At 52.1% G+C, this 16043-nt stretch carries 16 protein-coding genes; 5 read left to right on the top strand and 11 right to left on the bottom strand.

Annotated elements, in window-relative coordinates; translation table 11 throughout:
• Window positions 1-438 precede the first annotated feature (438 nt).
• The gene (sspI, locus tag PBA01S_RS23190) at window positions 439-675 is read left to right on the top strand and encodes a small acid-soluble spore protein SspI (protein WP_009224726.1); all 237 of its coding nucleotides are present in this window, start codon (window positions 439-441) and stop codon (window positions 673-675) included.
• A gap of 81 nt (window positions 676-756) precedes the next feature.
• Here the strand turns inward: sspI and PBA01S_RS15815 are convergent, their stop codons facing one another.
• From PBA01S_RS15815 to PBA01S_RS15800, 4 genes are all read right to left on the bottom strand, one after another.
• The gene (locus PBA01S_RS15815) at window positions 757-2340 is read right to left on the bottom strand and encodes a peptide chain release factor 3 (protein ID WP_085170628.1); all 1584 of its coding nucleotides are present in this window, start codon (window positions 2338-2340) and stop codon (window positions 757-759) included.
• Between the two features lie 160 nt (window positions 2341-2500).
• Window positions 2501-4051: a glucose-6-phosphate dehydrogenase gene (gene zwf, locus PBA01S_RS15810; protein WP_085170629.1), complete on the bottom strand. Its 1551-nt coding sequence runs from the start codon at window positions 4049-4051 to the stop codon at window positions 2501-2503.
• Between the two features lie 130 nt (window positions 4052-4181).
• On the bottom strand, window positions 4182-4931 hold the full coding sequence (locus tag PBA01S_RS15805; protein ID WP_085170630.1) for a spermidine synthase: 750 nt from the start codon (window positions 4929-4931) through the stop codon (window positions 4182-4184).
• 30 nt (window positions 4932-4961) lie between these two features.
• The gene (locus PBA01S_RS15800; RefSeq protein ID WP_028538807.1) at window positions 4962-5801 is read right to left on the bottom strand and encodes a YwmB family TATA-box binding protein; all 840 of its coding nucleotides are present in this window, start codon (window positions 5799-5801) and stop codon (window positions 4962-4964) included.
• A 69-nt stretch (window positions 5802-5870) separates the two neighbouring features.
• Here PBA01S_RS15800 and PBA01S_RS15795 point away from each other — a divergent pair, with 69 nt between their 5' ends.
• Genes PBA01S_RS15795 through PBA01S_RS15785 form a run of 3 tightly spaced genes read left to right on the top strand, consistent with a single transcriptional unit; the run spans window position 5871 to window position 9591 of the window.
• On the top strand, window positions 5871-6962 hold the full coding sequence (locus tag PBA01S_RS15795) for an endospore germination permease (RefSeq protein WP_127576316.1): 1092 nt from the start codon (window positions 5871-5873) through the stop codon (window positions 6960-6962).
• Entirely contained in the window at window positions 6959-8449 is a 1491-nt protein-coding gene (locus tag PBA01S_RS15790; protein ID WP_255315374.1) for a spore germination protein, read from the top strand. Before PBA01S_RS15795 ends, PBA01S_RS15790 begins: the two co-directional genes overlap by 4 nt.
• A gap of 2 nt (window positions 8450-8451) precedes the next feature.
• The gene (locus PBA01S_RS15785; protein WP_255315377.1) at window positions 8452-9591 is read left to right on the top strand and encodes a Ger(x)C family spore germination protein; all 1140 of its coding nucleotides are present in this window, start codon (window positions 8452-8454) and stop codon (window positions 9589-9591) included.
• 18 nt (window positions 9592-9609) lie between these two features.
• On the opposite strand, the gene PBA01S_RS15780 is transcribed toward PBA01S_RS15785, so the two are convergent.
• The 7 genes from PBA01S_RS15780 to PBA01S_RS15750 all read right to left on the bottom strand — a co-directional run bounded on the left by PBA01S_RS15780 (window position 9610) and on the right by PBA01S_RS15750 (window position 14350).
• Complete coding sequence (locus PBA01S_RS15780) at window positions 9610-10263, bottom strand: response regulator transcription factor (RefSeq protein WP_028538810.1); 654 nt, start codon at window positions 10261-10263, stop codon at window positions 9610-9612.
• Window positions 10238-11320: a sensor histidine kinase gene (locus PBA01S_RS15775; protein WP_016310895.1), complete on the bottom strand. Its 1083-nt coding sequence runs from the start codon at window positions 11318-11320 to the stop codon at window positions 10238-10240. The genes PBA01S_RS15780 and PBA01S_RS15775 overlap by 26 nt, the downstream gene beginning before the upstream one ends.
• 20 nt (window positions 11321-11340) lie before the next feature.
• Entirely contained in the window at window positions 11341-11991 is a 651-nt protein-coding gene (gene liaF, locus PBA01S_RS15770; RefSeq protein WP_028538811.1) for a cell wall-active antibiotics response protein LiaF, read from the bottom strand.
• 114 nt (window positions 11992-12105) lie between these two features.
• Window positions 12106-12807 (bottom strand): PspA/IM30 family protein, encoded by a 702-nt coding sequence (locus tag PBA01S_RS15765; RefSeq protein ID WP_085170631.1) that lies wholly within the window; start codon window positions 12805-12807, stop codon window positions 12106-12108.
• A 3-nt stretch (window positions 12808-12810) separates the two neighbouring features.
• The gene (locus PBA01S_RS15760; RefSeq protein ID WP_127576314.1) at window positions 12811-13311 is read right to left on the bottom strand and encodes a PspC domain-containing protein; all 501 of its coding nucleotides are present in this window, start codon (window positions 13309-13311) and stop codon (window positions 12811-12813) included.
• Between the two features lie 6 nt (window positions 13312-13317).
• Complete coding sequence (locus PBA01S_RS15755) at window positions 13318-13992, bottom strand: PspA/IM30 family protein (RefSeq protein WP_127576313.1); 675 nt, start codon at window positions 13990-13992, stop codon at window positions 13318-13320.
• Window positions 13993-14053: 61 nt separating this feature from the next.
• Window positions 14054-14350 carry a hypothetical protein gene (locus PBA01S_RS15750; protein ID WP_127576312.1) on the bottom strand — a complete coding sequence of 99 codons (297 nt, stop codon included), beginning with the start codon at window positions 14348-14350 and terminating at the stop codon, window positions 14054-14056.
• Window positions 14351-14701: 351 nt separating this feature from the next.
• Between PBA01S_RS15750 and PBA01S_RS15745 the strand changes: the two genes are divergently transcribed.
• Window positions 14702-15985 (top strand): ArsB/NhaD family transporter, encoded by a 1284-nt coding sequence (locus PBA01S_RS15745; protein WP_028538813.1) that lies wholly within the window; start codon window positions 14702-14704, stop codon window positions 15983-15985.
• Window positions 15986-16043 lie beyond the last annotated feature (58 nt).

Genomic DNA, 16043 nt, shown 5'->3' with positions numbered 1-16043 from the left:
ACACCAGGGGCGTTATTTATTAGCTTAGCCGATTTCCCTGATTCTTACGGACCGAGAAGACCTTATTTCAGACCAAACCAGTGTAATCCTCGCCAAAAGAGCCCAATAAGAGCCCTGTAGTCCGTTACAACGGGAAATATCCGGGAAATGAACAAATAACGTCGTTACGGTCCGTTACATCACGAGCACGTTAAGATCACATACAGATCGCTTGCACATCGAATGCAGATCGCACGTAGATCACATGCAGATCACACGCATATCACATGCAGACCACGTCCAGATCACATTTGCACGCAGACCATGTCCAGATCACGTTCACTCCACGTCCAGACCACGGCACGAACGATTTACCTTTCCCCGTATCCACGCATTTTCCCCGGTTCAATCGGGCAAATTAACACCGGGCAAGTCACATATTTCAAGGAGGGAAACTACGTGCCATCCATTACACTCGACCTGCGTCAAGCGATTATGCACAAAATTCACGGCAAAGACGAGCAAGGGCTGCGGGAGATGATCGAGGGATCGATCGACGCTCAGGAAGCCGCACTGCCGGGTCTTGGCGTCGTCTTCGAAACGATCTGGAAGCATATCGATACGTCCAAACAGAATGAACTGGTATCCGTGCTCAAGCAGCAAGTGGATCAGGCTAGCCTCAAACCATTGAAATAGAACTGCCCGCTACAACCCAAAAAGACCGCCCTATCCCAGGGCGGTCTTTCCTCTGTCCGAAAGGCGGCGAACCTTCACATCTTAAGGTGCGGTCTCCAGGAACTTCGCATCCGGATTTTTCTCCATCGCCGTCCGCATCGCGTATTCATTTTCGAACAGCGCGACATAGTTGCCTTTCTTATCCTTCACCAGCGTGGAATTGATCCGGAACTTGGAAGGGTCGATTTTGTCGCCCACAATCCAGCGTGCGAACTGATACGGCATCCGTTGCAGTTGAACTTCCACACCATATTCATTTTTCATCCGGTACTCGAACACTTCGAACTGCAGCTGCCCAACCACGCCGAGCAGTGTATCTTCGAATCCAACCGTGGTGAATACCTGAATGGTGCCCTCCTCGGTCAGTTGGTCAATCCCCTTCTGGTATTGCTTATGCTTCAGCGCGTTCTTGACCGTCACCTTGGCGAAAATCTCCGGCGAGAACGTCGGCAGCTCGTCAAATACGATTTCGCTGCCTTGGCTTAGCGAATCCCCAATCCGGAAAATCCCCGGGTCAAACAACCCAACAATATCCCCAGGGTACGCTTCGCTGACGATATCCCGATCTTGAGCCAGGAATTGCTGCGGTTGAGACAGCTTGATCTCCTTGCCCGCCCGCACATGCTTCACGGTCATGCCGCGTTCGAACTTGCCTGAAACAATACGCAGGAAGGCGATCCGGTCGCGGTGCGCCGGGTTCATGTTCGCCTGGATTTTGAACACGTACCCCGAGAACTTCTCGTTCGTAGGTTCAACTAGACCTTCGGTACTGCGCCGCGGCGTTGGCTTAGGAGCCAGCTGCAGGAAGTTCTCCAGGAACGTCTGCACGCCAAAATTATTAACCGCACTGCCAAAAAACACTGGCGTTAATTCACCGTTGCGAACCTTCTCATAATCAAACGGGTCCCCGGCGACGTCCAACAGCTCCAGGTCCTGGCACAGCTGGTCATGGAGATATTCACCAGCGATTTCGCGGATCACCGGATCCGTATACCCCTCCACCTTCTTCACCTGAATCGTGGAGTGGTCGTCTCCTTGGAACAGCTCCACTTGATTCTTCATCCGGTCATAGACCCCCGACAGCTCGCGGCCCATCCCAATCGGCCAGTTCATCGGCACGGAGCGGATGCCCAGCACCTGCTCGATTTCCTCCATCAATTCAAACGGGTTCCGACCTTCCCGGTCGAGCTTGTTAATGAAGGTGAATATCGGAATCCCCCGTTTCGCGCAGACCTGGAACAGCTTGATCGTCTGTGCCTCCACGCCCTTCGCCACGTCGATCAACATGACGGCGCTGTCTGCAGCAGTCAGCGTCCGGTACGTATCCTCCGAGAAGTCTTGGTGGCCCGGTGTATCCAAAATGTTCACTCGATGCCCGTTATAATCAAACTGCATGACGGAAGAAGTAACGGAAATCCCCCGCTGCTTCTCGATTTCCATCCAGTCACTTGTCGCGTGTTTGCTCGCTTTGCGCGCCTTGACCGATCCGGCGAGGCGAATTGCGCCGCCGAACAGCAGCAGTTTTTCGGTCAGCGTCGTTTTCCCGGCGTCCGGGTGGGAAATGATTGCAAACGTACGCCGTTTGTCCACTTCCTGCTGCAGCACTTGGTCCAATGCTTTGCTCATGCTCACTTTCCTCTCGTCCACAAATTCACGTTCTCTATTGTAACATATTTTGTCCTTCCGTTAAGCAAAAACACCTTACGCCCTGACAGGACATGAAGGTGTTTCCAGCTCAACCTATTCTATTCGCCCATAGGCCGGATCGTTCACGGTCAACACAGCATTAATTCGGGTTGATCCAAATGACATTGTCTTCCTCTTGGCCGTTCACCGGCCACCAGTGGAAGCCGTCTTTCGCCAGCAGCTCGTCCGCTTCCTTCGGCCCCCAAGAGCCGGCAGGATACGTACTGATGTCGGACGGATTTTGCTGCCAAGCCGCAGCAATTCGATCCACAAAGGCCCACGCCGCCGCTACTTCGTCCCAACGGGTGAAATACGTCGAATCCCCTTGAGCTGCATCGTAGATCAAGCGCTCGTAAGCTTCCGGCGAGTTGATCCCCACCAGACAGCTTTGGCAAAAGTCCATCGCAAGCGGCTGGATTTGCGATTCCGAACCCGGCTTCTTGGCATTAATCTTGATGTAAATGCCCTCCATCGGATTGACGCGAATCACGAGCAGGTTCGGCTCCAGCGTGTGCTTTTGACCGAGGTAGACATTCGTTGGCATCGCCTTAAATTCCACCACGACTTCCGTCGTTTTGACTGGAAGCCGCTTCCCGGTGCGAATATAGAACGGTACGCCGGCCCAACGGAAGTTGTCGACGAACACTTTGGCTGCAAAATACGTCTCGGTATTGGAGTTCGGATCAACCTTGTCCTCCTCACGATAACCCGGCAGTTTCTTGCCTCTCGCTTCCCCAGCGATATATTGCCCGCGTACCACGTTCTCCTTCACTTCTTGCACCGACTCATACGGACGCAACGAGCGCAGCACCTTCACCTTCTCGTCGCGGATATCCTCCGCATACAAGCGGCTAGGCGGCTCCATGGCGATCATCGTGAGCATTTGCAGCATATGGTTCTGCCCCATGTCACGCAATGCACCGGCATGATCGTAATATCCGCCGCGTTCTTCCACGCCAACCGTCTCGCTGAGCGTAATTTGCACATTGGCAATATGCTTGTTGTTCCAGAGCGGTTCGAAGAACGCATTCGCAAAGCGAATCACTTCAATGTTCTGCACCATTTCCTTGCCGAGATAGTGATCGATCCGGTAAATTTCCTCTTCTTTAAACACCTGGCTCAGCTCTTCATTCAGCTTCTGAGCAGACTGCAGATCATAGCCAAACGGCTTCTCGATTACCAACCGGTGCCAGCCGCTCGTATCTAACATGCCGCCCTTCTGCAGGTTAAAAGAGACGCTGCCAAACAGCTCCGGTGCCAATGCCAAGTAGAACAGACGATTTCCGGGAATCCCAAACCGTGCTTCCACAGACTCGGTCAGTTCTCTCAATTCGTGATAACCGTCAACGTTATTGATGTCGAGCGATTTATAGGAGAAATGCTGCGCGAAGCGCCCCCAATGCTCCTGGTCGTCGATCTTGTACCGGCAAAATTCCTCAATTGACCGATACAGATCCTCCTTAAATTCTTCGTCCGTGCGCGGACGACGGGCTACACCGATGACGGCGAAATCCTCGGCCAGTTTCCCTTCACGATACAAGGAATAGATAGCCGGGAAGAGCTTACGGCGCGCTAAATCTCCGGTAGCTCCGAAAATAAAAAATACCGCCCCTGGGGGCTGAACTGTGGGTTGTGAGAAATTGTCAGCCATAGCTCCTCATTCTTTCTATGTAAGATTGGTAATTTTTAAACTTCATTCCCGATCAATGACATCTCTTTACAAGGCATCACGGGATGTGATGCCATTTTAGCACATTCGCCAGACGGATTCCATCATCTATCTATAATGAGACAGGGTCATAAATGATATACCCCGCTGGAGGCTCGACCTCTACAAATCCGGCCATGCCGTGGGCTTGATACTGGATCGGCTTACGGCTGCCCGCGAGCAGCATATTCCGGGGTTCGTGAGGCTCCGTTGCCGGCAGCGTAAACACCCGGACATCCTCCATCACTTCTCGTAACGTGGCAGTAAGCGCCGCAATCCAAGCGTCCTCAGCCCCGCGTCCGAATAGATTGAGCAGCAGGATCCCTTCCTCATCCAGTCTTTCCGCCGCCAACTGAAAAAAACCAAGCGACGTCAAATGGCTCGGCGTTCCCTGTTCGGAGAACGCATCCACGATAATGCTGTCGAGGGATTTGGGCTTCTCTTGTTCAAGCAAAGTCCGCCCGTCCCCGATACGCACCGAATCCCCCGTATAACCGAAAAAGCGGCGGCTAATTTCCGCCACCAGCGGATCAATCTCCGCTATAATCACGTCGCAACCGCTCAAATGGCTGGCGATCGTTCCTGTGCCTTGACCGATGATGAACACCCGTCCGGGATCGGAAACATGGCGCTGAAGCAAATACAACATCGCCCGCGGATACTCTAGTATGATCCGTTCGGGTCGGATCATATCCATCGCGCCTTGTACCGCCTCGCTGGCGAACTGAAGGACGCGAAACGTCCCTCGCTCGCCATATAGCTCGTCCGTTTCATAGACGAAGATTTCCGAGCAGCTTTGCTGATGCAGCAACAGACGTTGCACGAATCTCCGTTCCTCCTTTTAATGATCTCTCTAATATTCTACCGTGAGCAGCGGCGTACCGATCGTAATCTCATCCATCCCGGTGCCGCTGTTGCGATGAACCGCCACCTGCAACGCCACGTGATGCTCCCCGCTGAGGATCGTGATTGGCAAGGCATCCACCCGATACGTACGGCTGGCCGTTCCTTCGTCCCCAAACGCTTCAACTTGCTTCAACTTCAATTTGGCGGATCGCTTGATTTGCGATTCCAAGCGGTCAAGCGTCGCAGCCAGCACAGAATCGCCGGAGCCTTCCCCCTCCTCTTTCACGGATGCAGGCCAGGCCATCCCCTGTATCGCTGCATTCCATCTTGGATCGACGCCTTCATCCGCCAGTGATTCCCCTGCCATCCGTTGGGCTTCTTGAAGTTGCTTCCATAGCGCCGGATCCTCACCGGCCGCTTCCAGTCGAAGCATCGCGTAATGCTTGCCCTCTTCCAGCGTGACCAAATCTAGCTCGGCGTGAATTCCTTCGATCTGACCTTGTGACTGATACACGGTTCTCCCTTGAACCATTCCCGACTCTGGACTCGACAGCCCCAGTCGGGTGGCTAATACCCCCGCCGCTTCCTCTGAGGAGAGCAGCGAGTCCCAATCCCCCTGCCATTTTACGGTGATACGAAACGGATTCGACGTTACGGCCTCTCCTATCGCAACCAGCGCGTCCAACTGCTGCTCCGCGTCTTTCAGTGGATCTAAGGCATCCGCTTCTGGCTCGGTCATCTCGGCTATTTCGCTCGTCTCGATCGATTGGATCCGTTGCAAGCCGACCAGCAGCATCGCGCACACGAGGATCAACACCCCGATACTCCATATCTTGCGGTTTTGCATGTCACGCGCCTCCTCTGCGAATAATAACTCAATGAGTAGAGCCAGAATCTATCAGGATGGGAGAAGCTTATGATCCGCTCACCGAAAGCTACGAACCTGCAGGCTATCATGACGTTGATGCTGGCCATCGGGATCACGAACCATGTCTTCATCATACCGGCCTTGCTGCAAATCGCCAAACGGGATGCTTGGTTTTCCGTGATACTGTCCGCCGTGCCATTTGCAATTGTAGTTTGGCTTACTTACTACGCTTCGTCCCGGATTGGAACCCAACCTCTCCCCGATTGGATTCGCCATCGACTGGGCCGAATTCCTGCTTTTGGATTTCGCTGGGTGATCACCGTCTTCTTCTTCGCTACGGCGTGGTTCAGTTTATACGATACCGTCATGTGGATGAAGGTGACGTTTCTGCCCTACACTCCGGTTATAGCCAGTTCGTCGATCTTGATGCTGCTATGTTTCGTTGGAGCATTGAAGGGCATGAAAACGATCGCGGTGACCTCCGGTATCTTGCTGCCGCTTGTCGTCCTGCTCGGCTTCTATGTCGCGATCGTCAACATCGAATTTAAAGATTACAGTCTGCTGTTCCCTCTTTTGGAACAAGGATGGATTCCGGTTTTTAAAGGAGTATGGTACGCCTGTGCCGGGTTGTTCGAGATCTTCTTTGTCTTTTTTCTTCAACCCTACCTAAAGGCCCCGTTAACCCGAATTCAGCTCATTGTGTTCAGTCTGATCCTGTTTGGTTTGACGCTGGGACCCCTGACCGGCGCGATTGTCGAGTTTAATCCGTTTGAGGCGGCGGTCCAACGTTATCCAGCGTATGAGGAGTGGAGAATTGCCGGGTTTGGCAAATACGTATCGCAAACCGATTTCTTCTCGATTTATCAATGGCTGTCCGGCACCGTGATCCGCATTTCCTTTGCGCTGATCGTCATCGCAGACATGTGGAAGAAGCAAAATCCCCGCTGGAGACCTACGTTACTCGCCGTCCTCACGGTCATCCTGATTCTACTTAGCTGTTACACCATGACCGACATCCTGTTTCAGCATCTGATGATTCGTTACATATTCCCGATTAACGCCTGTTTCCTGCTGTTCATGACGCTCTTCATTACTGCTGCCGCTTTATTCAGAACACACAGGAAAGGAGGATCCACATGAATGCCAGCGATCGACCATCCGGTCAACCATCAAACAAGATCGACATTCCGTACCTGATCAATTATTTCCAGCCTTCTTCCGATGTCAAGCTTCGCCCGTTTGCTGCCGAAATGGGGTCAGGGCATGCGATCACGTTAATCTATTGTGAGCCAATGACGGATTTGAAACAGCTAAACGAGGTGATCTATCCCCGGCTTGCTGATCTGTGTCGGGACCAGGCCAACCTCGAGATTGACGCACTTGGACGTAATCCCTATTTACCGTTAAATCGGATCGAAGAATCGGACTTGCTGCATCATCTTACTCTTCAAGTTTACTCCGGAAGACTGGTTCTTTATTTTGAACATAACCAGACCTTCTTCAGCTGCAATATCTCGAATCCACCTGGCCGTTCCCCCGAAGAAGCCAGCACAGAATCGGCCGTCAAAGGAGCCCGTGATGGCTTTACCGAGAACTTATCGACCAACATCGGATTAATTCGAAAACGGCTGCGGACCGCTTCCCTGGGTGTCGAGGAGATTATCAAAGGGACGCGGGGCGAAACGCGCATCGCGCTGTTCTATATTCGAGATGTCATCAATCCGGATATTCTCGAAGAGGCTCGAAAGCGATTGAATGAGATAGACACCGATGCGATTATTGGCACCTCGTATCTCGAATCCATCGTCAAAGGCGCGCATAAACGAGCTATATTCCCGCTGACCGATTACTCAGGGAGACCGGACTACGTTGCCGATGCCTTGCTGGCGGGCCGATTCGCCGTGTTGGCGGACGGGAACCCCATTGCGATCGTGGCTCCCGTAACCATGATGAATCTGTTGATTTCACCGGAAGATGCCAACAACCCTTACTACATTGTGTCCGTGCAAAAAGTGCTCAGACTCATCGGGCTCGCGATCGGACTGTTTCTCCCGGGCTTCTATGTCGCGTTAACCAGTTTTAATCTGGAGCAAATTCCCGTCCCGCTGCTGGCCACCATCAGCAAGTCGCGGCATGGCTTACCGTTTCCGGTCCCGTTTGAAACCTTCATGATGTTATTTTTGTTCGAGATATTTAATGAGGCAGGCAAAAGACTCCCCCAAGCCATGGGGCAGACAATCACGGTTGTCGGCGGCCTGATTATCGGAGATGCTGTCATCCGCGCCGGGATTACCTCACCGACCATTATCGTTACTGCGGCCATCTCTATCGTAGCCAGCTCCACCTTAGAGAATCAGACCTTAAGCGGAACCACATCCCAACTGCGTATCTTGATTTTGTTGTTGTCCTCCATTTTTGGGATGTTCGGATTTCTGATCGGCTTTATCGGTCTGATCCTTTACCTTGCCTCATTAGAGTCTTATGGGGTGCCTTATCTGTCACCATTCTCTCCGTTCGTGAAAAAAGACTTTGCTGAGGCGGTTCTGAAGAAGCCGTCGAATTCAGTGAAGCACCGCCCCCGGATTCTGCGGCCTCGGGATCAAACCGCAAGGAGGGACAAACCTTGAGAGTGATTCCCGTGTTCCTTGCGCTGATCCTGCTGCTGACAGGCTGTTGGGATATGAAGGAGGCGCAAAATATCAACTTTATCACCGCATTGGGTGTCGATTATGAGAATGGCCGTTTCGTCATCTATGCCCAACTGCTGGACTTTTCCGATATCGCGAAGCAAGAGGGAGCAGTTGAAACGGGACATGGGGAGGTTTGGATCGGAAAAAGCGAAGGAAGGACGATCGACGAGGCTTTGATTTCGCTCTATCCCGCCTCCCAGCAACGAACATCCTGGACACATGTGCGAACGATCATCTTCTCCAAAGCGCTGTTGGACAAGCATCTGCCCGAAGCTGTCAACGGCTTGATCCAAACCCGCGATCTTCGGTACACGCCTTGGGTGTTTGGTACCGACCAGAAATTACCTGACATACTCAAGAGCATCTCCCTGCTGAATGAGTCGGTGCTCAACTCAGCACTGCTGGACCCGGAAGAATTATTTAAACTTTATTCTTACGTCGAGCCCCTCCGACTAATCAAACTAATGGACGGCGTGAAGGAGCCAGCAGTGACAAAGCTGTTACCCTTGGTCAGCTGGACCGAAGGGGTCTGGAAGGGGGATGGCGAACCTACTCCTCAAGTCAAGCTTGTCGGTGCATATGCCATCGCGCAGGGCAAAAACCGGGGACTGGTTGATTCGGAAATGCTTCAGGGGGCTAGATACGTGAAGTTCCGACGAATGATCAGCTTCCCCTTGCCCTTAGTTCTAGATGAAGGAGCCCCGGTAACGATCAATATCGCTCATCGCGATCCGGACATTCAAATCGGTCCGGAAAACGACCCGATTCGAGTTAATTTGAATGTGCGTGCTAAGGCCTATATCACAGAATTAGCGGCGGACAGCGGAATAACATCCGCACGCCTCCGTGCTGCGGCCGCAGAGACGATTGAACGCGAAATCAGGCGTTCCTTCGACGCAGCGAAGGCAAAGCAGATCGATCTATACAATCTGGAAGAAATAATCTACCGCCATGATCAGGAGCGTTGGAAGAAGCTTCGTTCCCAAGGAAAGCCTCTAATTTCTATCATGGAATTGGATCAAGTCCATGTCGAGGTCAACCTAATCCACTCCTCCTCTCATAAAGTGTTGAAACAATAAAAACGGGTCGGCAGAGATTCACTCCGCCAACCCGTTTTTGTATGCGTAAATGGCCGCCTGCGTGCGGTCCTCGACGCCAAGCTTCGCCAAAATATTGGTGACATGGAACTTCACCGTCTTAATCCCGATGATCAGCTCGTCGGCGATATCCTGATTGGATTTTCCTTGAGCCAGCAAACGCAGAACGTCCATTTCGCGTTCTGTCAGCTCTTCGTGAGCCGGTGCCTCCACCTTGGGTTGGCGGAACCGATTCATCATTTTGGAAGCAACCTGTGACTCCAATACCGATTGACCGCGGGCCGCAGCGCGAATTGCCTCGGCGATCTCGGATGCGCGTGACGTCTTCAACAAATAGCTAAACGCCCCGGCTTCGATCACAGGATACATCTTCTCGTCATCAAGATAGCTGGTGAGCACGATGACTTTACAGTCCGGATGCAACGCAAGCAGCTGACGAGTCGCTTCGATGCCGTCCATGCCTTCCATCACCAAGTCCATCAGCACGACATCGGGCCGGTACTCCTGCGCCAGGCGAATTCCTTCCTCGCCGCTGCTGGCCTCGCCAACGACCTCGATTCCTTCTTCCGTGCCCAGCACCGCCGCCAGACCAATTCTGACCATCTCATGATCATCCACAAGCAGTACTTTAATCTCCTTGTCTTCCATCTCCATGACTGCCCTCATCCCCGCTTTCTTCATGAATTAGTGGAACGGATATCTCAATGCGCGTCCCTTTACCGGGCGCAGTGATAAATTGAATCGATCCGCCGATCTCGTGAATGCGTTCCTGCATCGTTGACAAGCCGTAGGATGCTTGCTTCTTGTCATCCAACTCGAAGCCGATCCCGTTGTCGCGCAGCGTCACCTTGACCGCTTCGCCTCGGCGGTGAATTCGTATCTCCATCTTGTCCGCCTTGGCGTGGCGCAGCGTATTGGACATCGCTTCCTGGATGATGCGGAACAGATGGTTTTCAATTCCTTTGCCTAAATTCAAATCCTCGTCGATCTCCAAGGTTAAATCCATCGGCACCTTCGTCTTCAGCTCTTTAACCAAATCGCTTAAGCCCTGCGACAATTCCTTGCCTTCGAGATAGACCGGACGCAAATGCAACAGCAGCGCGCGCATTTCGGACTGCGCCACCGAAGCCATCTCCTCAATGAGCTCGACCTGGCGCTGCGCTTTATCAAAATCCTTCTCCAGCGTACGCCCCACGGCCGTAGCCGTCATCGAGATAGCGAACAGTTGCTGGGATACGGCGTCATGCAATTCCCGGGCCAGCCGCTGCCGCTCCTCCACAATCGCCGATACCCGGGCCTGCTCGGCCAACTGGGCGTTGTGCGTGGACAACCGCTGGAGCGAGGACACCTGCTCCTCCCAGCGTTTGCCGATCCGTTCCAGCTGCTCTGCCAGTCGGCCCAGTTCGTCTTCGCCAAGCTTAGGTACGCTCCCAGTCTGATTGCCCTTCTCCCATTGCAACAAAGCTTCACGCAAACCGTCAATCTGTCGTTTGGGGCGATACCCTAGAAAGAACCCGTGAGCTGCGCCGATGATAAGAAGCAGTGAGAGCAGCATCGTGCCGGCTTTAATGGCCGTCGCCCAGGACGGTTGAGGCTGAAAATACCCATATGTATACATCACATAAATGGTGGCTGCCATCGTAATAATAGACAGGAGAATCCCTCCGCGCATGCTGCGGGAGACCATGTTGCTTGGCTTTTTCGATTTCATGCGGGACGTTTCCTCCTGTCTTAAAGTAATCGTATATCGACATCTCCTACAAGATAGGAAATGATGATTTTCACTTTTTGGTCACGGGTCTCGTAATTCGGCGACTTCCAATACAGCCGATTGAGCATGCCCGTCTCTTTATCGTGGCTGAAATCGATTTGCCCGAACAGGACGAACGCTTCGATCTCCACGCCGTAATCTTCCGGAATCACTAAATCCACATCCCCGACAATCCCTTGAAACATGAGGACGTTATGCCCGCCTTCCATCATCGCCAGCGATAAATCGATGTCAAGCTCGCCAAGCACATGCCACATGCTTGTGTTCCGCAAGTTCCACGGATCGCGATCCCAACGGACGCTGGAGGTGATGTTTTGCTTCTGCACGTAATTGCCTTGCGGTTGGGTTTTGCGAACTTTCGCGTAGTAGTACCCCAGCGAGATCATCAGAATCGCCAAGATCAGCATGAAATGATCCAGCAGTATGAGTCCGCCGCCGATCGCCATTAAGATATAGCCGGTCTTGACCTGTTCCCCCTGCCGGATTTTATATATACCGAACCCGAGCAAAAAGAGGGCGACAATGGTAAAGAAACTCAGCCATTTCCCGAAAATCAACAGTAAGCCAAATCCGATTAAGCCGATGGCTAAGAACCTTTTCCTTGTATCCATGTGCCGCACCTCCCAGCAGGTTCATAGAGTTGTAAAAAGCCATAACGGCATGGCCTCCCATACCGTATGGCTTCACCAGTATTTAGAATATCACAATGTCCAGCGGACGTGTAGCTATTCCTTGTCTTCTTCGCGAGCTGCGGACGGGTTCAATTTTGCTTTCAGCGCTTCAAGCTGCGCATCCACTTTCAACTGCTTCTCGGCATCGGCCGGGCTGATGTAAGGGGAAGACGAGGATCCACGATAAACCATGCCCGCAACTTCAGCTTCTGCTTCCAGTTGCATGATCTTCTCTTCCATCCGGTGGAATCCGAGTGAAGCGTTGCCGCTTTCGATCGTATGCAGCGTGCTGATTTGCGACATTTGCTTTCTGGCTTTCGCCATTTGCGCACGGCTTACCAGCTCGTTCCGTTTGTTGCGCAGTTTATAGAACTCGTCTTTCATATCGTGCAGCTGCTGTTTGAGCTCGGCAGCATGTGCTTCAGCTTGCGCGTGCAGCTCGGCGAATTCCGTTTGCTTCTGGTCGTAATGGATTTTCTCCTCCAGCATTTTGCGGGCAACTTCCTCCTGCCCATTGCGGAGGGCCAGCTCAGCTTGAGCCTCCCGTTGTGCAGCGATACGGATCGCTTCATCCAGACGTTGCTTCATCCGGCGCTCGTTGGCCATTTGCTTCGCAACAGTCACTTCGGCGTCGCGAATTTCAGCCTCCATATCGCGCAGGTATTGGTTCAGCATGACAATCGGGTCTTCCACCTTATCCAGCAAATCATTTACAGACGCTTTCGTAATATCTTTAATTCTTTTGAATACTCCCATCGTTTACACTTCTCCCTTCTCGTATTCGGAGAGCTTCTTGCGCAGCTCTTCCAACTCTTTTTTCAAGGCTTTCTTCTCAATATCTTCCATCATGGAATCCAGACTGGATGCACCCGGAGCGGACTGGAAGCCGGCTCCCGAAGCACTTGCGCCGTATTGCGGCGGCTGGGTTCCGTAAGTATTACCGGTTGGATTACCGTACGGTGGACGGGGACCAAAGCGTTGATCCTCGTAGAAGTCCCGGCGTTTACCGCCGTAACCCGGATGCGGGCCGCTGCCCGGCCATCCGCCATGATAGTACGGATCGTGGGGCTGATAAGGCTCCTTGGATATTACCAAGGTAGCGATGAAGTAAATGAAGATCGTTGTCCCGCCGGTAAAAAATATGCTGAGAAAAGCGATCAACCGGAGCACACCGACGTTAATTCCGAAATATTCTCCGAGCCCTCCGATCAAACCGCTGATCCAGCGATCTCGTCTGGATCGGTATAAGGGTCTTCCCATCGATTCTTACTCCTCTCGCTGGTTATTTAGCTTCTGCTTCAAGCGGGAGAGCTCCTGTTCCAGAGATGATTGAACAGCGGAACCGGCTTGGTTCAAGAAATCCGAACCTGCTCTCCGCAATTCGCGCAGGCTGCGGGCTTCCCATTCCATATCGGATACCCGGTCCTCCAAGCGATGGAACATCTTCGGCACATCCTGCATGCCGTAACCGTTCATCCGCTGGTTCATCCGCTGCTGTAAACGAAGCGTCTCCATTCTTGCGTAGTAGTACTGCCGTTTGTTGTATACGACTTGATATTCGGTCTTCAATTCGTTGAGTTGAGCTTCAAGCTCCTGCAGCGATTCCATGCTTTGCGTGTACAGCTCGGTGTATTGCTCAACCTTTTCCTCGTACAGCATCTTCTCCTGCAGGGCCAGCTTCGCCAAGTGCTCCTCGCCTGCTTTCAAAGCAAGCAGCGCTTGTTCCTCACGTTTGTCGCGCATCACCTTGGCTTGATCGACCTGCTGCTTCAATTGCTTCGCATGTCCGCTGTATTGATAATGAAGCTTCTCGGCTTCCGCAATTTCCTGACGCGTTTCTATCAGAAATTGGTCGATCAAGCGAACCGGATCCTGCGATTGTTCCAACTTCTCATTTAGAGTAGCTACCGTAATATCTCGTACTCGACGAAATACACTCATGACATCCTTCCCTCCTAACCTTTCGGTTCACATTCAAGTTCATCTGCATGTATTTAATCAATCAGTAACTCCGTTTGCTTCTTAAGGAAGAGATACCGTAAACGATTAATCCAATACCTAAGAGCGGAACGATCAGCCAGGCCAGCTTGGAGATCAAGGAAATGACCCCGAAAATCAACACCAGCCATCCGAAGAAGGCGTTCCCCCGTCGAATCCCGTAATAGCCGAGACCGATCATGACAATCGCAATCACCAGTCCGAACAGGCTGCCCAGGAAAGGAGTTAATTTGCCCAGCAGAATCAGTGCGCCAAGGGCAATCAGTACAAAAGCGAATACATTCGGTCGATTGGTTCTCATTGAATATTTCACCGCCTCTCATTTGATCAACCTTATGTCTCTATTCTAGGATGATTACGGGTTATCCAAAACGGACTGGGGACGGTTTTTCAACCTAGACCTAAGTCGAGGATACGCTCAGCCCGAGGGTTTATGGGGAAGGGAGAGTTTCTCTGCAAGTGCTTTACAATCCAAACAAGTCAGTCTATAATGAACTCAGCATGACTAAACAATAGAAAATGAGAGTTATCGGAGGAGCCTGCCATTTTGCGGGCTCTTTTTGCCTTTTTTTGACCGGGAATGGCATAATTCAGCCCCAGCATGGCAAGCTAAAGTTACCTCAGGTTACGCATCATGGAGAGGAGAGTTCATATGGAGCAACAAGCAATTTGGGCCATCGTCATTTTTCTACTAACTTATGCACTCATCATTTCGGAGAAAATCCATCGGACGCTGCTGGCAATGGTCGGTGCCGTTCTGATGATCATCCTCGGCATCGTGGATCAGGAGTCTGCGATTCATCACATCGATTTTAATACGCTAGGTCTCTTGATCGGTATGATGATCATCGTGAACACCACGGCAGAAACAGGGTTATTCAAATATATCGGGATTTGGACGGCTCGGATCGCCAAAGGGAAACCCGTGACCATCCTATGGCTCCTGGCGTTAATTACAGCGGTTGCTTCCGCATTTTTGGACAATGTAACCACAATTATTCTGATGGTACCGGTTGCCTTTAGCATTACCCGGCAGTTGAAGGTCAAGGCATTTCCTTTCATCTTCTCGATGGTCATAGCCTCAAATATCGGAGGAACGGCCACATTAATCGGGGATCCGCCTAATATTATGATCGGCAGCGCCGTCAAGGAATTGACCTTCATCGCTTTCCTGCAGCACTTGGCGCCCCTCGTGGTCGTGGTCCTGGCTGTTACCCTGCCGCTTCTTGTGCTGATCTTCCGGAAGCAAATCCAGTCCACGCCGGAGAATCAGAAGAACATCATGAACATCAGCTTGGACGGCTTGATTACGGATAAGAAGCTGCTGATTAAATGTCTAATCATTTTGGGCTTGACGCTGCTTGGCTTCTTCCTGCACCAGACATTCCATCTGGAATCGGCGACCGTGGCGCTCGCTGGAGCCTTCCTGTTGTTGCTGCTCACAGGCGAGCACGTGATGGAGAGAGCGTTCCGTTCCGTCGAATGGCCAACCATCTTCTTCTTTATTGGATTGTTCGTCCTGGTCGGCGGTTTGATTGACACCGGTACGATCAAGCGGTTAGCGGAATGGTCCATCGACTTAACCGGAGGAGACCCGCTCACAACTTCCATGTTGATTCTCTGGCTAAGCGCGATCGCCTCTTCCTTCCTGGATAATATTCCGTTCGTCGCTACGATGATTCCAATGATTCAGGACATGGGCGCGATGGGAATCAGCAACTTGCAGCCGCTGTGGTGGAGTCTGGCCCTGGGTGCATGTCTTGGCGGCAACGGAACCCTGATCGGGGCCAGCGCCAATTTGATTGCTGCAGGCATGTCTGCCAAGGAAGGGGAGCCAATTACATTTGTCCGCTACATGAAATATGGCTTCCTGCTGATGATTCTGTCGATCATCTTCGCAAGCGCGTATATTCTGATTCGGTATTTCCTAATCTAATAGAGGTCCATCCAAGTCCACTCTTTCTTTGGAAAGAATGACGTCGATATGCTATCCT

Origin of the sequence: Paenibacillus barengoltzii NBRC 101215, from assembly GCF_004000745.1 — a bacterium.
Lineage (GTDB): Bacteria > Bacillota > Bacilli > Paenibacillales > Paenibacillaceae > Fontibacillus > Fontibacillus barengoltzii.
Note: the sequence above shows the minus strand (reverse complement) of the source record. Positions and strands in the feature narration are given on the sequence as shown.